This is a genomic window from Pseudomonas sp. SWRI92 (assembly GCF_014268685.1).
In the GTDB taxonomy this organism is placed as follows: domain Bacteria; phylum Pseudomonadota; class Gammaproteobacteria; order Pseudomonadales; family Pseudomonadaceae; genus Aquipseudomonas; species Aquipseudomonas marvdashtae.
Genome location: NZ_JABWQY010000016.1, coordinates 31,671 through 53,649, shown reverse-complemented (window position 1 = coordinate 53,649; position 21,979 = coordinate 31,671). Strand labels below are relative to the sequence as shown.

General features: G+C 62.1%; 18 protein-coding genes. 9 read left to right on the top strand and 9 right to left on the bottom strand.

What is annotated here, in order from left to right; all coding sequences use genetic code 11:
* Positions 1-7: 7 nt before the first annotated feature.
* Complete coding sequence (locus HU762_RS21160; protein ID WP_186640324.1) at positions 8-517, bottom strand: ferritin-like domain-containing protein; 510 nt, start codon at positions 515-517, stop codon at positions 8-10.
* 176 nt (positions 518-693) lie between these two features.
* Here HU762_RS21160 and HU762_RS21155 point away from each other — a divergent pair, with 176 nt between their 5' ends.
* On the top strand, positions 694-1,521 hold the full coding sequence (locus HU762_RS21155; protein WP_186640322.1) for an NAD-dependent protein deacetylase: 828 nt from the start codon (positions 694-696) through the stop codon (positions 1,519-1,521).
* A 14-nt stretch (positions 1,522-1,535) separates the two neighbouring features.
* Here the strand turns inward: HU762_RS21155 and HU762_RS21150 are convergent, their stop codons facing one another.
* Positions 1,536-2,438 carry a LysR family transcriptional regulator gene (locus HU762_RS21150; protein ID WP_186640320.1) on the bottom strand — a complete coding sequence of 301 codons (903 nt, stop codon included), beginning with the start codon at positions 2,436-2,438 and terminating at the stop codon, positions 1,536-1,538.
* Positions 2,439-2,567: 129 nt separating this feature from the next.
* On the opposite strand from HU762_RS21150, the gene HU762_RS21145 reads away from it, so the two are divergent.
* The 3 genes from HU762_RS21145 to HU762_RS21135 are packed head-to-tail and all read left to right on the top strand — an operon-like array spanning position 2,568 to position 5,160.
* Complete coding sequence (locus HU762_RS21145) at positions 2,568-3,266, top strand: CoA transferase subunit A (protein ID WP_186609672.1); 699 nt, start codon at positions 2,568-2,570, stop codon at positions 3,264-3,266.
* A gap of 35 nt (positions 3,267-3,301) precedes the next feature.
* Positions 3,302-3,967 (top strand): CoA transferase subunit B, encoded by a 666-nt coding sequence (locus HU762_RS21140; RefSeq protein WP_003180355.1) that lies wholly within the window; start codon positions 3,302-3,304, stop codon positions 3,965-3,967.
* A gap of 11 nt (positions 3,968-3,978) precedes the next feature.
* On the top strand, positions 3,979-5,160 hold the full coding sequence (locus tag HU762_RS21135; RefSeq protein WP_186640318.1) for an acetyl-CoA C-acetyltransferase: 1,182 nt from the start codon (positions 3,979-3,981) through the stop codon (positions 5,158-5,160).
* A gap of 221 nt (positions 5,161-5,381) precedes the next feature.
* Here HU762_RS21135 and HU762_RS21130 read toward each other — a convergent pair whose 3' ends face one another.
* Positions 5,382-6,095, bottom strand: coding sequence for a FadR/GntR family transcriptional regulator (locus HU762_RS21130; RefSeq protein WP_186640316.1), 714 nt, complete (start codon positions 6,093-6,095; stop codon positions 5,382-5,384).
* A 294-nt stretch (positions 6,096-6,389) separates the two neighbouring features.
* Here HU762_RS21130 and gudD point away from each other — a divergent pair, with 294 nt between their 5' ends.
* A complete protein-coding gene (gene gudD, locus HU762_RS21125; protein ID WP_186640314.1) occupies positions 6,390-7,733 on the top strand; it encodes a glucarate dehydratase in 1,344 nt (447 codons plus the stop codon).
* Between the two features lie 134 nt (positions 7,734-7,867).
* Here the strand turns inward: gudD and glgB are convergent, their stop codons facing one another.
* From glgB to HU762_RS21110, 3 genes are all read right to left on the bottom strand, one after another.
* On the bottom strand, positions 7,868-10,102 hold the full coding sequence (gene glgB / locus HU762_RS21120; RefSeq protein ID WP_186640312.1) for a 1,4-alpha-glucan branching protein GlgB: 2,235 nt from the start codon (positions 10,100-10,102) through the stop codon (positions 7,868-7,870).
* A 25-nt stretch (positions 10,103-10,127) separates the two neighbouring features.
* The gene (gene treS, locus HU762_RS21115; RefSeq protein ID WP_186640310.1) at positions 10,128-13,457 is read right to left on the bottom strand and encodes a maltose alpha-D-glucosyltransferase; all 3,330 of its coding nucleotides are present in this window, start codon (positions 13,455-13,457) and stop codon (positions 10,128-10,130) included.
* 215 nt (positions 13,458-13,672) lie between these two features.
* Positions 13,673-15,670 (bottom strand): alpha-1,4-glucan--maltose-1-phosphate maltosyltransferase, encoded by a 1,998-nt coding sequence (locus HU762_RS21110; protein WP_186640308.1) that lies wholly within the window; start codon positions 15,668-15,670, stop codon positions 13,673-13,675.
* 207 nt (positions 15,671-15,877) lie between these two features.
* Here HU762_RS21110 and HU762_RS21105 point away from each other — a divergent pair, with 207 nt between their 5' ends.
* Positions 15,878-16,042 carry a hypothetical protein gene (locus HU762_RS21105; protein WP_186640306.1) on the top strand — a complete coding sequence of 55 codons (165 nt, stop codon included), beginning with the start codon at positions 15,878-15,880 and terminating at the stop codon, positions 16,040-16,042.
* A 68-nt stretch (positions 16,043-16,110) separates the two neighbouring features.
* Here HU762_RS21105 and HU762_RS21100 read toward each other — a convergent pair whose 3' ends face one another.
* Positions 16,111-16,611, bottom strand: coding sequence for an MgtC/SapB family protein (locus HU762_RS21100; RefSeq protein WP_186640304.1), 501 nt, complete (start codon positions 16,609-16,611; stop codon positions 16,111-16,113).
* A 137-nt stretch (positions 16,612-16,748) separates the two neighbouring features.
* Here HU762_RS21100 and HU762_RS21095 point away from each other — a divergent pair, with 137 nt between their 5' ends.
* The 3 genes from HU762_RS21095 to mapR all read left to right on the top strand — a co-directional run bounded on the left by HU762_RS21095 (position 16,749) and on the right by mapR (position 20,129).
* Positions 16,749-16,985, top strand: coding sequence for a DUF3203 family protein (locus HU762_RS21095; RefSeq protein WP_186640302.1), 237 nt, complete (start codon positions 16,749-16,751; stop codon positions 16,983-16,985).
* A 268-nt stretch (positions 16,986-17,253) separates the two neighbouring features.
* The gene (gene ccoG / locus HU762_RS21090) at positions 17,254-18,666 is read left to right on the top strand and encodes a cytochrome c oxidase accessory protein CcoG (RefSeq protein ID WP_186640300.1); all 1,413 of its coding nucleotides are present in this window, start codon (positions 17,254-17,256) and stop codon (positions 18,664-18,666) included.
* A gap of 53 nt (positions 18,667-18,719) precedes the next feature.
* Positions 18,720-20,129: a GntR family transcriptional regulator MpaR gene (gene mapR / locus HU762_RS21085; RefSeq protein WP_186640298.1), complete on the top strand. Its 1,410-nt coding sequence runs from the start codon at positions 18,720-18,722 to the stop codon at positions 20,127-20,129.
* A gap of 23 nt (positions 20,130-20,152) precedes the next feature.
* Here the strand turns inward: mapR and HU762_RS21080 are convergent, their stop codons facing one another.
* Complete coding sequence (locus HU762_RS21080; protein ID WP_186640296.1) at positions 20,153-20,899, bottom strand: SDR family oxidoreductase; 747 nt, start codon at positions 20,897-20,899, stop codon at positions 20,153-20,155.
* A gap of 98 nt (positions 20,900-20,997) precedes the next feature.
* Positions 20,998-21,876, bottom strand: coding sequence for a Dyp-type peroxidase (locus HU762_RS21075; RefSeq protein ID WP_186640294.1), 879 nt, complete (start codon positions 21,874-21,876; stop codon positions 20,998-21,000).
* Positions 21,877-21,979 lie beyond the last annotated feature (103 nt).

Here is a 21,979-nt window from a genome sequence, read left to right as displayed (position 1 = left end):
ACTCAAGTCAGCGCTTGGCTTCGGTATGCGGATTGGCCGAACGCTCGAGAAACGCCTGGGTGATTTCCGGCAAGTGATCGCGCAGCCATTCGGCCATGGCGATCTCCTGGGGCAAGATCTGCTCGCAGGCCCTCTGGGTCTCCATATCGCCAGCTACCTTCGCCGCCTCGATCAGTACCGTGTAGGAAGCGATTTCCAGGTTCTCGAATACGTAGCCGCTCATGGCGCCCTTGACCACTTCGTCACTCATCGCCATGCCGCCCATGGCTTGGCCGAACGCCATCAGCTTGCCGGCCATGTCCTTGAGCATCGAAGGGCTGCCGCCCAGGCGCTGGATGCATTGCTCAACCAGCTTCTGCTGCCCGAGGGTCTCTTCGATGTGCTGTTCGATCCGCGCCTTGAGTACCGGGTAATGTTCCAGGCGCTCGGCCTGGGCCTTGAGCATTTTCTCCGCTTGCTGTTCCATGGCGTGAGCATCGTTGAGCCAATCCAGCAGGTTGTCTTTAGGGGTTGCCATTGCGTTCTCCTTATTCAGTATCCATAGCGCACCGTTGTGCGAAAAATCGAAATACCGCACATAAGGTGGATGTTCCGCGCGCCGGGAAAGTTTGAAGAAAGACCCAGGGAGGGCGACGAAAGGCGCACAGCGAGCCCGATGCTAACCTCAAGATTCAAGCCCAGCGGAGAATGCAAATGCCCGACGATCTTCACCGTGACCCTATCGAACAGCTTCAGGCATACATGGCCGGACGCCGCTTCCTGGTGTTGACCGGCGCGGGCATCAGCACCCCCTCCGGCATTCCCGATTACCGCGACAGCGACGGCGTGCGACGGGGCCGTCAGCCGATGATGTATCAGGAGTTCCTCGCCAGGCCCGAGGCACGGCGGCGCTATTGGGCGCGGGCTATGCTGGGCTGGCCGCGCATGCGTCAAGCCCGGCCGAACCAGGCCCACGAAGCTTTGGCGGCGTTGCAGGGACAAGAACGCATCAGCGGCCTGATTACCCAAAATGTCGACGCCCTGCACGACCAGGCCGGCAGCCAGCAGGTCATCGAGCTGCACGGCAACCTGCACCGGGTGCTGTGCCTGGATTGCAGCCAGCGGAGCGAGCGGCAGCGGATACAATTATTGATGGAGGCACAAAACCCTTACCTGGCCGGCGTCGATGCGGTGCAGGCACCCGACGGCGACACCTTGTTGGATCCGGCATTCGAAGCGCGCTTCCAGATTCCCCGCTGCCCTCATTGCGACGGCGAGCGTTTGAAACCCGATGTGGTTTTCTTTGGCGAAAACGTCGCCGCCGCCACGGCGACCCGCGCCACCGAAGCTGTCGAACAAGCGGATGGATTGTTGGTGGTGGGTTCTTCGTTGATGGCGTATTCGGCGTTTCGCCTGTGCCGGGCAATCAAGGAACAAGGCAAGCCGCTGCTGGCGATCAATCGGGGCAAGACCCGCGCCGATGACCTGCTGGACCTCAAGGTCGAGGCGCCCTGTGAGCAACTGTTGCCCTTGCTGATCTGACGACGGCTGGCGATCTATCGCGCCGACAGCCGAGCAGCCAAGTCCTGATCCTTGAACGTATCGAACAACGCCTGGGCCGCCGCCGACAGCTCATACCCCGGCTTGGTCAGCACGCCGATGGCCCGCTCTATCACCGGATCGCTAAGCGTGATGCAGCGCGCGCCCAGTTCGTGCATCTGGCCGACGCACAAGGCCGGCACGGCGCTCACGCCCAAGCCGCTGGCAACCATCCGCCCAACGGTCGCCAACTGATGGCTCTCGAACTCCACCGGCAGTTTCATCCCCCGGGCCTGAAGGTGCTCTTCGAGCATGACCCGCACGGTGGAGGGTCGTTGCAAGGTAATGAACGGATGCTCCAGCAACGCTTGCCAATCGATCTCGGCGAGCTGGGCCAAGGGCGAATCCAACGGCACCACCGCAACGAAACGATCGAGGTACAACGGCGTGAAGACCAGCGACGAACTCTGCAGCGGCTCGAACGCCACGCCCAGTTCCACGTGACGATCACGAACCATTTCCAGCACCTGCTCGTTGATCACGTCGTTGACCGTGACATTGACATTCGGGAACCGGGCGCGGAAGGTCTTCAGGATCGGCGGCAGCAGGTTGCCGGCAAAGGACGGCATCGCCGCCAATGTCACGCGACCGCGCTGCAAGGTGAAGCGCTGGCGCATCTCGTCTTCGGCGTTGTCCCAGTCGGCGATCAATCGACGGGCCAAGGGCAGCAGCGATTCGCCTTCCGGCGTCAACGCGACATTACGGGTATTGCGACTGAACAAACGACCACCGAGCCCCTCCTCCAGCGCCTTGATGGTCAAGCTCAAGGCCGATTGGGAAAGATGCAACCGCTCGCACGCCACGGCGAAGCTCAGGCTCTGGGCCACGGCGAGGAATGCGCGGATTTGCTTGAGGGTCATGGCGTCAGGCTCGGAGGATGATTGGTGAGTTTTATCAATCAATCCCACTTAAAAATCAACTTAACAAATATATGACTTGGCGCAACACTGCATTCATTGCGACCCCATTCAAGAATAAAAGAGGTGTCTATGGCAGGTTTCGACAAACGCGTGAGCTCTTATGAGGAAGCGCTGGAAGGCTTGACGGACGGCATGACCGTCATTGCCGGCGGCTTCGGCCTGTGCGGTATCCCGGAAAACCTGATCGCCGAGATCAAGCGCAAGGGCACCCGGGACCTCACCGTGGTATCCAACAACTGCGGCGTCGACGGTTTCGGCCTCGGCGTGCTGCTCGTAGACCGGCAGATCCGCAAGGTCGTGGCTTCCTATGTGGGCGAAAACGCCTTGTTCGAGCAGCAACTGCTCAGCGGCGAAATCGAAGTCGTGCTCACTCCCCAAGGCACCCTCGCCGAAAAAATGCGCGCCGGTGGCGCAGGCATCCCGGCGTTTTTCACCGCCACCGGCGTCGGCACGCCCGTGGCCGAAGGCAAGGAAGTGCGTGAATTCCATGGCCGCCAGTACCTGATGGAGGAATCCATCACCGGCGATTTCGCCATCGTCAAAGGCTGGAAAGCCGACCATTTCGGCAACGTGATCTATCGTCACACCGCCCAGAACTTCAATCCGCTGGCCGCCACGGCGGGCAAGATCACCGTGGTGGAAGTCGAGGAAATCGTCGAACCCGGTGAGCTGGACCCGGCGCAGATCCACACCCCTGGCATCTACGTCGACCGGGTCATTTGCGGCACGTTCGAAAAGCGCATCGAACAGCGCACCGTGCGCAAGTGATCCCCCGTCCCCGGCCCGAATGAAGGAATAACACCATGGCACTTTCCCGCGAACAAATGGCTCAACGCGTCGCCCGCGAAATGCAGGACGGCTACTACGTGAACCTCGGCATCGGCATTCCGACCCTGGTCGCCAACTACATCCCCGAAGGCATGGAAGTCATGCTGCAATCGGAAAACGGCTTGCTCGGCATGGGCGCGTTTCCCACTGAAGCTGAAGTCGATGCCGACATGATCAACGCCGGCAAGCAGACCGTCACCGCGCGCATCGGCGCGTCGATCTTCTCTTCCGCCGAGTCCTTCGCGATGATCCGTGGCGGCCACATCGACCTGACCGTGCTCGGCGCTTTCGAGGTGGATGTCGAAGGCAATATTGCCTCGTGGATGATCCCCGGCAAACTCGTCAAGGGCATGGGCGGCGCGATGGACCTGGTCGCCGGTGCCGAGAACATCATTGTCACCATGACCCACGCGTCCAAGGACGGCGAGTCGAAACTGCTGCCCCGCTGCAGCCTGCCGCTGACCGGCGCCGGTTGCATCAAGCGCGTGCTGACCGACCTCGCCTACCTGGAAATCCAGGACGGCGCCTTCATCCTGAAAGAACGTGCTCCAGGCGTCAGCGTCGAGGAAATCGTCGCCAAGACCGCCGGCAAATTGATCGTGCCGGACCACGTGCCGGAAATGCAGTTCGCTGCCCAGTGAGGAGAGATTCGATGCAAGAAGTCGTGATTGTCGCCGCCACCCGCACCGCCATCGGCAGCTTCCAGGGTTCGCTGGCTTCCATTCCCGCGCCGGAACTCGGCGCGGCGGTGATTCGCCGCCTGCTGGAACAGACCGGCTTGTCCGGCGAACAGGTCGATGAAGTGATTCTTGGCCAAGTCCTGACCGCAGGTTCCGGGCAAAACCCGGCACGCCAGGCATCGATCCTCGCCGGCCTGCCTCACGCGGTGCCGGCCCTGACCCTGAACAAGGTCTGCGGCTCGGGCCTCAAGGCGTTGCATCTCGGCGCCCAGGCGATTCGCTGCGGCGATGCCGAGGTCATTATTGCCGGCGGCATGGAAAACATGAGCCTGGCTCCCTACGTCCTGCCAGCCGCTCGCACCGGCCTGCGCATGGGCCATGCGAAGATGATCGACAGCATGATCACCGACGGCCTGTGGGACGCGTTCAACGATTACCACATGGGCATCACCGCCGAGAACCTGGTGGACAAGTACGGCATCAGCCGCGAGGACCAGGACGCTTTCGCCGCCGGCTCCCAGCAGAGAGCCATCGCCGCCATCGAAGGTGGCCGCTTTGCCGATGAGATCACGCCGATCCTCATCCCTCAGCGCAAAGGCGACCCGGTGGCGTTCGCCACTGACGAACAACCGCGCGCCGGCACCACTGCCGAATCCTTGGGCAAGCTCAAGCCGGCCTTCAAGAAGGACGGCAGCGTGACTGCGGGCAATGCCTCCTCGCTGAACGACGGTGCCGCCGCCGTGATCCTGATGAGCGCGGAAAAAGCCAAGGCATTGGGCTTGCCGGTGCTGGCGAAAATCAGCGCCTATGCCAACGCTGGCGTCGACCCGGCCATCATGGGCATCGGCCCGGTCTCGGCCACTCGCCGCTGCCTCGACAAGGCCGGCTGGACGCTGGACCAACTGGACCTGATCGAAGCCAACGAAGCCTTCGCCGCCCAGTCGCTGGCCGTGGCCAAGGAACTGGAGTGGGACATGGCCAAGGTCAACGTCAACGGCGGCGCCATCGCCCTGGGCCACCCGATTGGCGCTTCGGGCTGCAGGGTGCTGGTGACGCTATTGCATGAAATGATCAAGCGCGACGCCAAGAAAGGCCTGGCGACCCTGTGCATCGGCGGCGGCCAAGGCGTGGCTCTCGCCCTGGAACGGGCGTAACCGCAACGAGCAAAACGATGCGCGCGCAGACCCACGATATCTGCGCAAACATCGGCAACACCACCGGCGCGGCCCCTTGGGTGCGCTCGTTCCCACGCTCTGCGTGGGAATGTCGCCAGGGACGCTCCGCGTTCCGCTTCTGTAAGGTGACGCAGAGCGTCACTGGATGCATTCCCACGCAGAGCGTGGGAACGATCAAAACGATCAAACAAGGATGATGTTCAGGAGCCCGCGCCAAATCGGTCGCGGCTGTTGGTCAGGTGCAGCCACATGGCCGCACGGGCTGCGTCCGGGTCCTGGCGTCTGATCGCGTTGAAAATCGCTTCGTGCTCAAGGTTCGCCAACTGCGCCAGCTTGCCCAGGTCCGCCTGGCCGCGTTCGGCCACATTGACCCGCGTGCGCGGAATCATCGAACTGCCCAAGTGCTGCATGATCTCGACAAAGCAGCTGTTTTGCGTGGCTTCGGCAATCAGTAGATGGAAACGCCGGTCGGCTTCGGCACAGCTGTCGTTGTTGCTGAGCAAGCGCGGATAGTCATCCAGCGCCTGGCGCATCTGCTGCAGTTGCTGCTCGCTGCGACGCTGGGCGGCCAACGCGGCGGCCTGGGTTTCCAAGCCCAGGCGCAATTCCAGAATGCCCCGCACGCCGGCGGCGGTATCGACATTGAGGCGCAGCCCCTGCTCCCCAGTCTGCTCCAGCACAAAGGTGCCGATGCCGTGCCGGGTTTCCACCAACCCCGACGCCTGCAACTTGGAAATCGCCTCGCGCACCACGGTGCGACTCACCCCGTGCTCCCGCACGATGGCGCCTTCGGACGGCAGCTTCTCACCAGGCTTCAACTGCCCAAGCAAGATGCTCTGGCTCAACTTTGTCACCAAGTCATGGGCCAGGTTATGGGTGCGCTTGCGCAATGGCGCTTCGACGTCGTGCTGCATGGTCACTGTTCCTTGAAACGACAGGCTGATTGCGGAAGCACCAGCACCACAAACTTGTATGACAAGCGCAACCATGTCAATCCTCCGGCAGATTCGTCGCTTCCGTGGGAGATTCATACCAACGCTCTAATCGCTAACAAATTGTCTTTTAAATCAATAGATTGAACCAACCATCAAAATAAAACGCGCTCTAAACGCCAAAGCGCTCTTGTCACCTAAAAAAATCGAGTTGTATGATGTCTATCAACATCGCAGCCATACGATGCCCGTATAAAAACAAAGAGTGGGATAACAATGCATACCCAAGACACCAGCAAAGCCCCGATCATCACCAGCATGCAGGTCGTGCCGGTGGCCGGCCACGACGGCATGCTGCTGAACCTCAGCGGCGCCCATGGTCCGTTCTTCACCCGCAACATCGTCATTCTCAAGGACAACGCCGGGCGCACCGGCGTGGGCGAAGTGCCCGGTGGCGAGCGCATTCGCCAGACCCTCAAAGACGCCCGTTCACTGGTGGTCGGCAGCCCCATCGGCACCTACCAGAAAATCCTCAACAGCGTGCGCCAGGCTTTCGCCGACCGCGATGCCGGTGGCCGTGGCTTGCAGACGTTCGACCTGCGCATCACCATCCACGCGGTCACCGGCCTGGAAGCCGCATTGTTGGACCTGCTCGGCCAGCACCTGGACGTACCGGTCGCCGCCCTGCTCGGCGAAGGCCAGCAGCGCGACGAAGTGAAAATGCTCGGCTATCTGTTTTATGTCGGTGATCGCCAGCAGACCGACCTGGCCTACCGCAGCGAGCCGCAGGCCGATAACGACTGGTTCCGCCTGCGCCACGAAAAGGCCCTGGACGCCGATGCGGTGGTGCGCCTGGCCGAAGCGGCCCAAGCGCATTACGGTTTCCAGGACTTCAAGCTCAAGGGCGGCGTGCTCAGCGGCGATGAAGAAATCGAAGCGGTCACGGCCCTGGCTGAGCGTTTTCCCGAAGCGCGTATCACCCTGGATCCGAACGGCGCCTGGTCATTGAAGGAAGCCATCCGCCTGTGCCGTGACCAGCATAAAGTGCTGGCGTACGCCGAAGACCCGTGCGGTGCCGAGAACGGTTACTCGGGCCGCGAAGTCATGGCTGAGTTCCGTCGCGCCACGGGCCTGAAGACCGCCACCAACATGATCGCCACCGATTGGCGTGAAATGGGCCACGCGATTACCTTGCAGTCAGTGGACATCCCCCTGGCCGACCCGCATTTCTGGACGATGCAGGGGTCCGTCCGGGTGGCACAGATGTGCAATGAATGGGGCCTGACCTGGGGCTCGCACTCCAACAACCACTTCGATATTTCCTTGGCAATGTTCACCCACGTGGCCGCTGCGGCACCGGGCGATATCACTGCCATCGACACCCACTGGATCTGGCAGGACGGCCAACGGCTGACCAAGGCGCCCCTGCAGATCAAGGGCGGTTGCGTGCAGGTGCCGAAGAAACCGGGGCTGGGGGTGGAGCTGGATATGGACCAGTTAGCGAAGGCCCATGAGCTCTACAAGGGCATGGGACTCGGGGCGCGGGATGATTCGGTGGCGATGCAGTATCTGATTCCGGGCTGGAGTTTCAACAACAAGCAGCCGTGCCTGGTGCGCTGAGCCTGAGATGGATGATCGTTCCACACGCTCCGCGTGGGAATGCAGCCAGGAACGCTCCGCGTTCCGAAAGCGTGACGCAGAGCGTCACAGGAGGCATTCCCACGCGGAGCGTGGGAATGATCAGACACGGACGACTAACCCTCCGGCCGCAGGATCAACACCGCCAACGGCGGCAGATTCAGTTCCAGCGACAGCGCCTGGCCGTGGCTCGGGACTTCCTCGGTTGAGGCTCCGCCGCCGTTGCCATAGTTGGAGCCGGCGTAGGTGTCGGCATCGCTGTTGAGCAGCTCTACCCATCGTCCGCCAAACGGCACGCCCACTCGGTAAGCCTCCCGCGGCACCGGGGTGAAGTTGGCGACCACCAGCACCGGCCGGCCATCCTTGCTCCAGCGCAGCCATGCATAGACGCTGTTGACCGCATCGTCACCGATCAACCATTGGAAGCCTTGCGGCGCGTCGTCCTGGTCGTGCAGCGCCGGCTCTTCGCGATAGAGTCGGTTCAGATCGCTCACCAGCTTCTGCACCCCACGGTGCTCGGGGTATTGCATCAGGTACCAGTCCAGTTGCTGGTCATGGTTCCACTCGCGCCACTGGCCAAACTCGCAACCCATGAACAACAACTTCTTGCCTGGATGGCCCCACATGAAGCTGAGGTAGGCGCGCAGGTTGGCGAATTTCTGCCAACGATCGCCGGGCATCTTGTCGATCAGCGAGCGTTTGCCGTGGACCACTTCGTCATGGGAAATCGGCAAGACGAACCGCTCGGACCAGGCGTACACCAGGCCGAAACTCAGCTCGTTGTGATGGTGGGCGCGGTAGACCGGGTCCTGCTGGATGTAATGCAGTGAGTCGTGCATCCAGCCCATGTTCCATTTGTAGGCGAAACCCAGCCCGCCCTGCTGCGTGCTCTGGCTGACGCCGGGCCACGCCGTGGACTCCTCGGCGATGACTAGCGCGCCGGGGGTTTCCAGCGCGACCACGTCGTTGAGGTGGCGCAGGAAATCGATGGCTTCCAGGTTTTCCCGGCCACCGTGGCGATTGGGCACCCATTCGCCAGCCTTGCGTGAATAGTCGCGATACAACATCGAGGCCACGGCATCCACCCGCAGGCCATCAATGTGAAAATGCTTGAGCCAATGCAACGCCGACGCCAGCATGAAGCCGTGCACTTCGGTGCGGCCCAGGTTGTAGATCAGCGTGTCCCAGTCCTGGTGAAAGCCTTCCAGCGGGTTGCCGTATTCGTACAGCGCAGTGCCGTCGAATTGGGCCAGGCCATGGGTGTCTGTGGGGAAATGCGCGGGCACCCAGTCGAGTATCACACCGATATTGGCCTGGTGGCAGGCGTTGACGAACGCAGCGAAATCGTCGGGCGAGCCGAACCGCGCCGTCGGCGCAAATTGCGAGAGCGGCTGATAGCCCCACGAACCGCCGAACGGGTGCTCCATGATCGGCATCAGTTCGATATGGGTGAACCCCAGGTCCTTGATGTAGGGAATCAGCCGGTCGGCCAGCTCGTGCCAGTTGTACTGCCGGGCAACTTCGCCCGCCTCGTCGATTTCGCACTGCCAGGAACCGGCGTGCAATTCGTAGATCGACAACGGCGCGCCTGGCAGCTGGCGTTCACGGCGACTTTGCATCCATTCATCGTCACGCCATTCGACTTTCAGTGGCGCGGCGACTCTGGATGCCGTATCCGGCGGCATCTGGGTAGCCAGTGCCACCGGGTCGGCCTTGAGCGGCAGGATGCCGTGGGCGCCGAGGATTTCATATTTGTAGCCCTCCCCCGGGCCCAGCCTCGGGATGAAGATTTCCCACACACCGGACGGATAACGAATGCGCATCGGGTGCCGACGGCCATCCCAGACGTTGAAATCCCCGACCACCGATACTCGCCGAGCGTTCGGCGCCCAGACGGCGAAGCGCACGCCGTCGATGCCGTCGACTGTGGTCAGTTGCGCACCGAGGCAGGAACTGAGGTCGCGGTGATTGCCTTCGGCGAACAGGTAAAGATCCATTTCCCCCAGCAACGGGCCGAAGCTGTAGGGGTCTTCGGCGACTTGCTCGCCACCCGCCCAGCGAGTGCGCAGCAGGTACGGCTGGGCGCGGTCGAAATGGCCGACGAAAAGGCCCGGGGTTTCGGTGACCTGCAACTCGCCCAGCTCTTCGTCGCTGTCGCGGGCAAGCACGTGCACGCTCAGTGCGCCGGGCAGGTACGCGCGGATGAATTGTCCGCCCGCGCCATCGCCATGGGGCCCCAGGATCGAAAACGGGTCTTGATGCTCGGCGCGCACCAGCGCGTCGATGTCATGGGGGGCCGGCAGCAATGACTCTTTGGCCTGCCCCTGGGATTGCTTGTTCGAGACGCTCATGATTCTCTCCACTAAATCGGTCCGGCTAATCGGAAAAGGGTTGCAGCCCACTCAATAACCCGTACAGACCGTGCAACGGCACGGGCAGCCAGGCGGGGCGATTCTCGGCTTCATAAGCCACCTCATAGGCCGCCTTCTCCAGGCCGAACAACGCCAGCGCGGCGTTTTCGCCTTCAGCATCCTTCCACTCATGGGCAAGACTAGCTGCCGCCAGCCGATATGCCTGGACAAATGCCTGGCGGGCCTCAGTCAAATAACGCTCGGCGACTCGTTTGCGCGCCGCATCGGCATCGGCCGTGGTGTCGACGGTGTGCAGCTGAATCGCCATCGCCGCCGCGTAGTCGAAGGAACGCAACACACCACTGACGTCCTTGTATGGGCTGTGCTTGCCACGTCGCTCATGCAACGGCCGCGCCGGCTCGCCCTCGAAGTCGATCAGATAGGCATCGCCCTTGATCACCAGCACCTGCCCCAAGTGCAGGTCGCCATGGACGCGGATGCGCAAGCCACCGGCGGCCTTGCCGGCGAGGTCCTGGACATGGGACAGGACGGTTTTCTTGTGTTCCAGCAAGCGTGCGACCATCGCCTGATCCGCCGGGTTCAATTGGCCCTGGTTCTGCTTGAGCAGGCGCAAAGCGTTTTCCACCTGCGCGACGACGTCCTTGCCAATCGCCTGGGCTTCCTTGGCGCTGGTAGCCTGCGGCGCGAAGTCCGGATTGTCGGTGGGCTCGGCGAGTACCCGATGCATTTCTCCCAGGCGCTGGCCGAGCATGCCGGCAAAGTCCTTCAACTCGCCCAGGGCGTTGTAATGTTGTTCCTGTTCGGACATGGCGTCCGCCAGCTCATCGCGCAAGGCGCGTTCAAGGTTGTTCTGGGTCCATTCCCACGCATCGCCCTGATTGCTCAGGTAGCCCTGGGCAATCATCAGCAGTGCATCCTCGCCTTGGGCGTCGCGACGAATCACCGAACCCAGCAGCGGCGAGATATTGCTGAACCCCGCAGCGGTCAGGTAAGCGCTCATCTCCAGTTCCGGGTGCACGCCGGACGCGACCTTGCGGATCAACTTGAGCACCAGGCTGCCGCCCACCACCACCGAACTGTTGGACTGTTCGGCGGACAAGTAACGCACCTCAGGCTCGGCACCCAGGTTCAGCGCCGCAAGGCCCTCGGTGGGTTCGAAACGCAACTCGCCATCGGCGCAAGGCAGCACCGTGTTGTCCTGTATGCCTTGCATCACCGCGCGCACGAAGCTTTCGAGGGTGAACGCATCGGTGATCAGCCCGACCTGACGGCCCCGGCGAACCCGCGACAAGGCCAGTTGCTGGGGCAGCGCTGGGCCCACCTGGTCCTCGGCCAACAGACCGAAGGGCAGCTGATAGCGCAGCGTCTGGCCCGCGCTAGTGACATCGATTTCGCTGAGCAGCACCGGGTGTTGCGGATCGCCGAAACGCACGCCGTAGACGATGTCGATTTTCTCGATGGCGCTGTCCTTGCCGGCGAACCAGCGGCGGTTCTGCAGCCAGTTCGGCAGGATGCCCTGCTCCAGGGTGGTACGCGACGGCGCCTCGAGCAATTCTTCCAGGCGTTTTTTCAGTACCAGCGTGGTGAAATCCGGCAGGCTCTGGGCGGGCTCCACGTGCCAGCTCGGCATCTGGTTTTCCCCGGCCAGGGCAAACCAATAGAAGCCATACGGCGCCAGGGTCAGGAGGAAATTCAGCTGACCGATGGGCGGGAAGGCATTGCCGCCGAGCATCTCCACCGGGACCATGCCGGCATAGGCCGAAAGATCCAGCTCGGCGGCCTGGGCGCTGCGCGATACGTTGGCCACGCACAAGATGATTTCATGCTTGCCGTCCGGCCCGGTGTATTCACGGGTATAGGCCAGGATCCGGCGGTTGCTTGGCGAGAGCATCTTCAGCGTGCCGCGACCGAAGGCCTTGGACTGCTTGCGCACCGCCAGCATGCGTCGGGTCCAGTTGAGCAACGAATGGGGGTCGCCGGCCTGGGTCTCGACGTTCACCGACAGATAGCCGTATTGCGGGTCCATGATCGGCGGCAGCACCAGGCTCGCCGGGTCGGCGCGGGAGAAACCGCCGTTGCGGTCGATGGACCACTGCATCGGCGTGCGCACGCCATCGCGGTCGCCCAGGTAGATGTTATCGCCCATGCCGATCTCATCGCCGTAGTACAAAGTCGGCGTGCCGGGCATCGACAACAGCAGGCTGTTGAGCAATTCCACACGGCGACGGTCACGCTCCATCAGCGGCGCCAGGCGCCGGCGAATCCCGAGGTTGATTCGCGCCCGGCGGTCGGCCGCGTAGTAATTCCACAGATAGTCGCGTTCCTTGTCGGTGACCATCTCCAAGGTCAGCTCATCGTGGTTGCGCAAGAAAATCGCCCACTGGCAATTCGCCGGAATCTCCGGGGTCTGGCGCAGGATGTCGGTGATGGGGAAGCGGTCTTCCTGGGCCAGCGCCATGTACATGCGCGGCATCAGCGGGAAGTGGAATGCCATGTGGCACTCGTCACCGTTCAGGCCCTGGGCATCGACGTCGCCGAAATACAGCTGGGTGTCTTCCGGCCACTGGTTGGCCTCGGCCAGCAACATGCGGTCGGGATAATTGGCGTCGATTTCGGCGCGGATCAGCTTGAGGACGTCGTGGGTCTCGGGCAGGTTTTCATTGTTGGTGCCGTCGCGCTCGATCAGGTACGGAATCGCATCCAGGCGCAGGCCGTCGATGCCCATGTCGAGCCAGTAGCGCATGACCGACAGCACGGCCTTGAGCACCTGCGGATTGTCGAAATTGAGGTCCGGCTGGTGCGAATAGAAGCGGTGCCAGAAGTACTGGCCCGCGACCGGGTCCCAGGTCCAGTTGGACTTCTCGGTGTCGAGGAAGATGATCCGCGTACCGTCGTATTTGTGGTCGTCATCGGACCAGACGTAGAAGTCCCGCGCCTTCGAACCCGGCTTGGCCTTGCGTGCGCGCTGGAACCAGGGGTGTTGGTCGGAGGTGTGATTGATGACCAGCTCGGTGATTACCCGCAGGTTGCGCTTGTGGGCCTCGGCGATGAAGCGCCGCGCGTCGGCCATGGTGCCGTAATCGGGGCTGACGCCACGGTACTCGGCGATATCGTAGCCGTCATCGCGCCGGGGCGAAGGATAGAACGGCAGCAGCCAGATGGTGTTGACGCCCAGGTCGGCAATGTAGTCGAGCTTCTCGATCAGGCCGGGAAAATCACCGATCCCGTCGTTGTTGGAGTCGAAATAGGATTTGACGTGGACCTGATAGATAACCGCGTCCTTGTACCAGAGCGGGTCGTTGATAAAGGTGGCGGACCGGGGTTTCTTGGCCATTTGCAACTCCTGAAAATTCGATAAAACCGCGGCTCACAGGCTTGTTTCTTTTGTAATGAAGATCTTCTGTGGCGAGGGGATTTATCCCCGCTGGGTTGCAAAGCGACCCCAAAAGCTTCAGCGCGGCCAACCGGACGTATCCGTTTTGACCCATTGGGGCTGCTTCGCAGCCCAGCGGGGATAAATCCCCTCGCCACGAAAGCCGTTCTTGCGCCTCACGCCACGCTGATCCGCCAGATCCCGAACGGCTGGTACGCCGGGTCGATGCGCATGAACTGGTACTTGCCGTACCAGCTCCAGCGATGTCCGTTCATCAAATCCTCGCCTTGAGTCTGGGCATCGTCAGGCAGGCCCATTTCCCACAGGGGCAACTCGAAATTGGCCTCCTGGACGTTATGCGGATCAAGGCTCACCGCCACCAGGATGAAATTGCTGCCATCGGGGGTGCGCTTGCCGAAATAAAGGATGTTGTCGTTCCAGGCGTTGTAGATCTTCAGGCCCAGGTGCGTGTGCAATGCCGGGTTCTGCCGGCGGATTCGGTTGAGCTGGGCGATCTCGGCAATGATGTTGCCCGGCGCGGTGAAGTCCCGTGGACGGATCTCGTACTTCTCCGAGTCGAGGTATTCTTCCTTGCCCGGCACCGCCGCCGATTCGCACAGTTCGAAACCCGAGTACATGCCCCACAGCCCCGACCCCATGGTCGCCAGCGCCGCGCGTATCAGGAAACCCGCACGCCCCGACTCATGGAGAAACGCCGGGTTGATGTCCGGCGTGTTGACGAAGAAATTCGGCCGGTAGCATTCGCGCAAGGGCGATTCATTGAGCTCGGTGAAATAGGTCGCCAGCTCGGCCTTGGTGTTGCGCCAGGTGAAATAGGTGTAGCTCTGGGAATAACCGACCTTGCCCAAACGCGCCATCATCGCCGGGGTGGTGAATGCTTCCGCCAAGAACATCACTTCAGGGTATTGCGATCGCACATCGGCGATCAGCCACTGCCAGAACGGCAAAGGCTTGGTGTGGGGATTATCGACGCGGAATATCTTCACCCCTTCGTTGACCCAGCCCACCACGATGTCGCGCAGCTCCAGCCACAGGCTGGGAATGGCATCGGCGGCATAGAAATCGACGTTGACGATGTCCTGATACTTCTTCGGCGGGTTTTCCGCGTATTTGATCGTGCCGTCCGGCCGCCAGCTGAACCAGCCCGGGTGCTGCTTGAGCCACGGGTGGTCCTGGGAACATTGGATGGCGAAGTCGAGGGCGATCTCCAGGCCATGGTCGGCGGCAGCGGCCACCAGGCGGCGGAAATCTTCGCGGGTGCCCAACTGCGGATGAATCGCCTCGTGCCCGCCCTCCTCGCTGCCGATGGCATACGGGCTGCCCGGATCGTCTGGACCTGCGTGAAGGGAGTTGTTCGGGCCCTTGCGGAAGCTGCGGCCGATGGGATGGATCGGCGGAAAGTACAGCACATCGAAGCCCATGTCCTGGATCACCGCCAGGCGCGAATGAACGTCGTTGAACGTGCCGTGGCGGCTGGCATCATCGGTGATGGAGCGCGGAAACAGCTCGTACCAACTGGCGAACTCGGCAAGTTCACGCTCCACGTCCAACGGGTACTCGGGGCTGATGCTCAAGTAAGGCCGGTGGTCGGCCAGGGACATCAAGTCGGCGCTGCGGGGATCGAGGAACAATGCGACCTGCTCTTCCGGCAACAGGCCTGAAAGCTCATGGTGCAGCGCGGTCAGCTGTTCCCTCAGTTCGCCATCGCTACGCTCGGCGGCCTGTTGCACGTAATTGCGGCCTTCCTGCAATTCGAGGCTGATGGGCACCCCGGCGGCGTATTTCTTTTGCAGCTCGTAACAAAAGCTGGCGAATTGATCGAGCCAGGCCTCGATGCAAAACACGTAGCGACCCTGGACCGGCGCATTGAACTGCCCACTCCAACTGTTATTGCCCAGCTCGGCCATGACCTCGCTGTTCCAGATCTCGTCTTCCAGGGCGCGCCAACGAATCCGCACGGCCAGCTTGTCGTGGCCATCGGCGAACACCTTGCTGGTCACCGTCACATCCCGCCCCGCCAGGGCCTTGGCGGCAAATAGCCCGCCGTCGATCACCGGCATGGTGTTTTCAATTGCAATACGTGGCAACAACAAGGCCTGTGACAACGGCAAATGCGGGTTGTAGGCCAGGTCAGTCGGGTGTTCGGCAGTCATCGAGCATCGCTCCTTTTACGCCCCATGGACGCGCTTGTGGCGGTAAAGGCCCAACGGGTCCCTGATTAAACTCACTTAAGCTCCGAACCGGACCGGCGACCAAAAGTTCAGCGAGATTTACTGGCCGGCTCCGGGGAATCAAATCCGTCGAGTCATGGTCAACCCAACAAGCACGACTCAAGCCACATCCCCTCCGGAGAGCCGCCCATGAGCATTCCCATCCCGGCCGAAACACCCGATCCGAATATCGACGACCCCAACCTGCCACCAGCGGGTCCCGACCCGGAGCCGATACCGGAAAAAGACCCACCGCTCGACCCGCAACAGCCCCACGGTGACCCGCCGAGCGAGGCACCGCCGGAGCGCGTGTGAGGTAGCCTAGTCGCAACTCTCGGGAACGACGTGAAACCTGCCGGAGTGTCAAGCCAGGGCGCCCTGGCTTACCCCTTGTTGTCCCTTTCCAACGCCCGGACAATCATCGGCATCACGCTGAAGATCGCCAGCGCCAGCACCGTGCTGAGCAGCGCAGTCGCTTCGCGCCCCAGCCCGGCAGCAACGCCGATGGCCGCCGTCATCCACAGGCCAGCGGCGGTGGTCAGGCCCTTGACGTGGCTTTCATCGCCGTCAGCGTTTTTCAGGATCGTGCCGGCGCCGAGAAAGCCGATGCCGGCCACAACGCCCTGGATCACGCGGCTCATGGCGTCAGCCTGGGAACCGGACATCTGCGGCACCAGCACGAACAGCGCAGCCCCTAGCGCCACCAGCATATGGGTACGCACGCCCGCGGCCTTGCCCTTGTGTTCACGCTCGAACCCGAGGATGCCCCCAAGCAGTGCAGCCATCACCAGACGCACCGTTACGCGCGTCATTTGCTCGGTATCGGTGATGTCGGCGAATTCCGCTTGCAGGGTTACCCAGACTTCATCCCACCAGGATTCCATGGACCTTCCTCTCTCACGTCGATAAATGATGGACCACAAGCGGGGCCAGACGTGCCCGCTCCGACCGCTGATCAGCCGCAACGAACCCTGCTGGTCGCCAGGCGCCTAACGATCAGATATCAGGAAGGAGCACCACCATGACTGTGCGTATCGATGACGACCAGACCTGCCATTTCGAAACCCCCAACGGCCCGGAACAGCGTCCGGCCAGCGAACTGACCATCATCACAGACCCGGACAAAGCCATGTCGGCCGTGGAACTCAACAGAGGGCGGGTCTACCTGACCGAGGCGGAAGTGGACGCCTTGACCGTGGCCGGGGCGGCTGACGGTCGCCAGAACCTGAAGGCGACGGACAGCGACTCAGTGATTTGAATCCCAATCCAATACATTTGTGGCGAGGGGATTTATCCCCGCTCGAGTGCGCAGCGCTCGCAAATTTTTAGGGGCGCTGCGCGCCCCAGCGGGGATAAATCCCCTCGCCACAGTAGTATGTTAGTCCAGCCATGGGTGCATCAACGTGTCGCAGGGCTTGGGGCCGACGGCATCTGATCCGGTTTTTATCCGGCTACCTGAGTCTGTTATGCAAACAGTTCGATGCTCATAGTGCTCCGGCCAGATAGCGGCTGATGAGCGACCGACCATGAGCGAACGAATTCCCGTCCAGTTGATACCGACCTACGATCCCGCGCCGACCAGGATCAAGGCCCGGACCACCGACAACCTGATCCATACCCGCAGCTTCACCGGTTTGTTTCGCACCTTGCGCATCAGCGGTGCCGGTGTCTTGTTCTTGCTGTTCTTCGGCACGGTGTGGTTGGACTGGAACGGTCGCCAGGCCGTGCTCTGGGACCTTTGCGAAAGCAAATTCCATATTTTTGGCGCGACCTTCTGGCCGCAGGATTTCATCCTGCTATCGGCGTTGCTGATCATCGCCGCGTTCGGCCTGTTTGCAATGACCGTGTTCGCCGGACGCGTGTGGTGCGGCTACACCTGTCCGCAGAGTTCGTGGACCTGGCTGTTCATGTGGTGCGAGAAAATCACCGAGGGTGAGCGCAACCAGCGGATCAAGCTGCAAGCCGCGCCCTGGGGACCGAACAAACTGCTGCGACGCTGGGCCAAGCACACATTGTGGCTCGCCATCAGCCTGCTCACTGGCCTGACATTTGTCGGCTACTTCACCCCGATCCGCCCGCTGGCCGAAGAACTCCTGACCCTGCAAATGGCCGGCGTCAGTTTGTTCTGGGTACTGTTTTTCACCGCTGCCACCTACCTCAACGCCGGCTGGCTGCGCGAAGCCGTGTGCATGCACATGTGCCCTTATGCGCGGTTCCAGAGCGTGATGTTCGACAAGGACACGTTGACCATTTCCTATGATGTGGCCCGTGGCGAGAACCGTGGCCCGCGCAAGCGTGAGGCTGATCCGGCCGCCATCGGCCTGGGTGACTGCATCGACTGCCAGATGTGCGTGCAGGTTTGCCCCACCGGCATCGACATCCGCGACGGCTTGCAAATGGAGTGCATCGGTTGCGCGGCATGCATCGATGCCTGCGATTCGATCATGGACAAGATGGGCTACGCCCGCGGCCTGATCAAATACACTTCCGAACACCAGTTGCAAGGGGGCAAGACCCACCTGCTGCGACCGCGGCTGATCGGCTACACCGCCGTCTTGCTGGTCATGATCGGCGCGTTGGCCCTGGCACTGGTGGAGCGGCCGATGGTGTCGCTGGACGTGAGCAAGGACCGTGGCCTGTTTCGTGAAAACAGCCAGGGCCAGATCGAGAACATCTACAGCCTGAAGATCATCAACAAGACCCAGCAACGCCAGTCGTATCACCTGTCCTTGGTGGACGGCGACGGCTTCGTCCTGCAAGGCCAGACCCAACTGAGCCTGGCGCCGGGGGAGATCGTCGACGTGCCGGTGTCGGTGGCGATGCTCAGCGGGCGTCCTGGCAAAGGTTCAGAGGAAGTGACCTTCAAGGTCGCCGACAGTGACGCGCCTGATGTCTACAGCGAAGCAACAAGCCGTTTTGTCGCACCGATGAATCGGTGAAGCCTTAAGATGCCTCGCTCCCATAATGAAAGCCGCTCCAGACCGGGCCCGCCATGAAACGCTACGAACAATTCGCCGACGACATCGCGCAACTGATCCGCTCCGGCATGCTGGGGCCCGGCCAGCGGATACCGTCGGTACGCTATGCCAGCCAGACCTATGGCGTCAGCCCGTCCACCGTGTTCCAGGCCTATTACCTGCTGGAGCGCCGAGGCCTGATTCGCGCCCGGCCGCGCTCCGGCTACTTCGTCAACCATCATGGGCCAAGCCCGTTCTACGAACCGGTGATCAGCAGCCCGGTTCATGAGTCCACCGAAGTCGATGTCAGCGAACTGGTATTTTCAGTGCTCGACTCGATCAAGGACCCTGCCACCGTACCGTTCGGCTCGGCCTTTCCCAGCCCACTGCTGTTTCCGCTGCAGCGCCTGTCGCGCTCGTTGTCCAGCGCCACGCGGGACATGGATCCGCGCGTGGTGGTCACCGACATGTCACCGGGCAACCCTCAGCTGCGCCGCCAGATCGCCCTGCGCTACATGGTCGGTGGGCTGATGTTGCCAATGGAGCAATTGTTGGTCACCAACGGCGCGCTAGAGGCGTTGAACCTGTGCCTGCAAGCGGTCACAGAACCGGGCGACTTGGTGGCGATCGAGGCACCGGCGTTCTACGCCAGCCTGCAAGTGCTGGAACGGCTCAAGCTCAAGGCCGTGGAAATTCCTGTGCATCCGCGCGATGGCATCGACCTTGAAGTGCTGGAACAGACCTTGGCGCGCCATCCGATCAAGGCCTGCTGGTGCATGACCAGTTTCCAGAACCCCATGGGCGCGACGATGCCCGAAGCGCGCAAACAGGCGCTGGTCGAGCTGCTGCGCCGTCATGAGGTGCCACTGATCGAAGATGATGTCTATGCCGAACTCTATTACGGCCAACAGGCGCCCAAACCGGCGAAGGCGTTCGACACCGAAGGACTGGTGATGCATTGCGGTTCGTTCGCCAAGAGCCTGGCCCCGGGCTATCGCATCGGCTGGGTCGCCGCCGGGCGCTATGCGCAGAAAATCGAACGGCTCAAGCTCATGACGTCGTTGTGCGCCTCGATGCCAGCCCAGGCCGCCATTGCCGACTACCTGCAACACGGTGGCTACGACCGTCACCTGCGCAAATTGCGCTACGCCCTGGAAGAGCAGCAAAGCGCCATGCTCGCCGCCATTGCCCGCTATTTTCCGGCCCAGACCCGCGTGAGCCAGCCAGCGGGTGGCTATTTCCTGTGGCTCGAACTGCCGGAGCAGATCGATTCGCTGAAGCTGTTCCAGATGGCCCTGGCGCAGGGCATCAGCATCGCGCCGGGACCGATCTTTTCAGCGACCCGGCGCTTCAACAATTGCATTCGCCTGAACTATGGCGGCCCTTGGACCGACGTTTCGGAAAAGGCCATGGAGACGTTGGGGCGGATCATCAAGTCGTTCTGAGTCGATTGCCAGCGCTGGACAGCTCAGCGCCCGCCGCCCAGGTCCACAAACGTGCCGGTCGCATACGAAGCCTTGTCCGACAGTAACCAGATAATCGCTTCGGCCACTTCATCAGGGCGTCCGCCCCGCGCCATGGGAATCGCCGATTCCAGCTTGCTGACGCGATCCGGGTCGCCACTGAGGGCGTGGAAATCGGTATAGATATAGCCAGGACGGACGGCGTTGACGCGAATGCCTTCGCCGGCCACTTCCTTGGAAAGTCCGATCGTGAAAGTATCCAGCGCGCCCTTGGAGGCCGCGTAGTCCACGTATTCAGCCGGCGCGCCGAGGCGGGCGGCAACTGACGAGACGTTGACGATGCTGCCGCCCTGCCCGCCATGCCGGGGCGACATGCGCAGCACCGCGTGCTTGGCACACAGGATCGGCCCCAACACGTTGGTCTTGAGGATCTTGAGAATGCGGAACTCGGACATTTCATCGAGTCGGGATTTGTGCGCAACCGTACCGGCGTTGTTTACCAGTGCAGTGACGCGCCCCAACTCGGCGTCAACGCGATTGAACAGGCCGACCACCTCGTCCTCGATACTCACGTCGGCCCGGACCGCAATGGCCTGCGCGCCCTTGGCCCGGACCTGTTCGAGTACATCCTGGGCGGCATTTTCGTCGGCTTGGTAATTGATGCAGATCCGATAGCCCAGGTCGGCAGCCAACAGCGCCGTGGCCGCCCCGATCCCGCGACCGCCGCCAGTGATGACGATGATTTTATCCACGCTGCTTCTCCGTTTCACGCAAACACATCGGGCCCAAGAATAGCGTTCGCCTGTGTTTTTGCACAACGCGGCCCGCTTACCGGGCCGAGGCACACGCCCTAGCGAACGAGTGCGCGCAGGTCCAGGCGACCGTCCAGCAGCGGCGGGCACCAGTAATAACCGCCGGTAATCGGTCGGCTCATGCGGTACAGGCCATCGGTGATACCGTCCTCCAACCCGCTCATGCGGCGCAGTTGCGCCTCGAAGGCGTCGAGGGAGAAACCGAACGCGAGGAACATCAGGCCAGCGCGATCACCTTCGATCCAAGGCATGGAACGGCGCACGACGAAGGCCTCCGGGGCGAAGCTTTCCTGGGCCGTGCGCTTGACGTGGGCCGACTCCGGCGCGTCTTCGATCTCTTCGTTGTCGCTCAGGCGACGGCCCATGATGTTGTCCCGCTCATGGGTCTGCATCGCCGCGAAACCATCCAGATCATGTTGCCACTGCTGGATCGCGGCAAAACTGCCACCGCGCAACCCGTCGTTGCCCTGGGCCAGGGCGGCGGCGATGGCCGCTTCGTCATGGGGGTTTTCGGTGCCATCTTCGTAGCCGGTCAGGTCGTGCCCGGTCATGTGGCGGAAGGTTTCGTTCATCTGCACCAGGCGCAGGGCCGGCGCCAATGCCGCTTCGATGGCGCGACTGCGGTGCAGCAGCTCGCCCCGGTCCTCGCCGTGCAACCAGCACCAGAGCGCGTGCTGGGTCGACGGGTTGTCGACGCCGACACCGGCCAGCGCGGGAAACGCCCGCAAGCCTTCGACCTGGCCGCCCAGCGCCTGGACCAGCGATTCGCCAAGGCCGACCACCGCGCGGCCATCCAATTGAAGCAGCAGTTTGTCGAGCGCAGCCGGCAGTGCCTCGACCGATTCCAGGGCAAAAAACAGATGACGAGCCTGAGGCGGAACAGGGGTGGCGAGAATGCCGGGCTGGTAGTAACTCATGGGAACTCCTTTGGAAAGAGCCGCGAGTTTAACCGGCGGCCGCCGCTTTGTGTGGTTTCGCTTGAGGCCCGTCATTTTGAGCCATTACGCGTTTTTGTAGGAA

Coding starts and splice junctions, on each gene's coding strand:
- HU762_RS21105 (WP_186640306.1), top strand. CDS start 15,878: ATGAGCATTCCCATCCCGGCCGAAACACCCGATCCGAATATCGACGAC.
- HU762_RS21100 (WP_186640304.1), bottom strand. CDS start 16,611: ATGGAATCCTGGTGGGATGAAGTCTGGGTAACCCTGCAAGCGGAATTC.
- HU762_RS21130 (WP_186640316.1), bottom strand. CDS start 6,095: ATGCAGCACGACGTCGAAGCGCCATTGCGCAAGCGCACCCATAACCTG.
- gudD (WP_186640314.1), top strand. CDS start 6,390: ATGCATACCCAAGACACCAGCAAAGCCCCGATCATCACCAGCATGCAG.
- HU762_RS21075 (WP_186640294.1), bottom strand. CDS start 21,876: ATGAGTTACTACCAGCCCGGCATTCTCGCCACCCCTGTTCCGCCTCAG.
- mapR (WP_186640298.1), top strand. CDS start 18,720: ATGAAACGCTACGAACAATTCGCCGACGACATCGCGCAACTGATCCGC.
- HU762_RS21140 (WP_003180355.1), top strand. CDS start 3,302: ATGGCACTTTCCCGCGAACAAATGGCTCAACGCGTCGCCCGCGAAATG.
- HU762_RS21150 (WP_186640320.1), bottom strand. CDS start 2,438: ATGACCCTCAAGCAAATCCGCGCATTCCTCGCCGTGGCCCAGAGCCTG.
- HU762_RS21095 (WP_186640302.1), top strand. CDS start 16,749: ATGACTGTGCGTATCGATGACGACCAGACCTGCCATTTCGAAACCCCC.
- HU762_RS21155 (WP_186640322.1), top strand. CDS start 694: ATGCCCGACGATCTTCACCGTGACCCTATCGAACAGCTTCAGGCATAC.
- HU762_RS21135 (WP_186640318.1), top strand. CDS start 3,979: ATGCAAGAAGTCGTGATTGTCGCCGCCACCCGCACCGCCATCGGCAGC.
- treS (WP_186640310.1), bottom strand. CDS start 13,457: ATGGCCAAGAAACCCCGGTCCGCCACCTTTATCAACGACCCGCTCTGG.
- HU762_RS21160 (WP_186640324.1), bottom strand. CDS start 517: ATGGCAACCCCTAAAGACAACCTGCTGGATTGGCTCAACGATGCTCAC.
- HU762_RS21145 (WP_186609672.1), top strand. CDS start 2,568: ATGGCAGGTTTCGACAAACGCGTGAGCTCTTATGAGGAAGCGCTGGAA.
- HU762_RS21110 (WP_186640308.1), bottom strand. CDS start 15,670: ATGACTGCCGAACACCCGACTGACCTGGCCTACAACCCGCATTTGCCG.
- glgB (WP_186640312.1), bottom strand. CDS start 10,102: ATGAGCGTCTCGAACAAGCAATCCCAGGGGCAGGCCAAAGAGTCATTG.
- ccoG (WP_186640300.1), top strand. CDS start 17,254: ATGAGCGAACGAATTCCCGTCCAGTTGATACCGACCTACGATCCCGCG.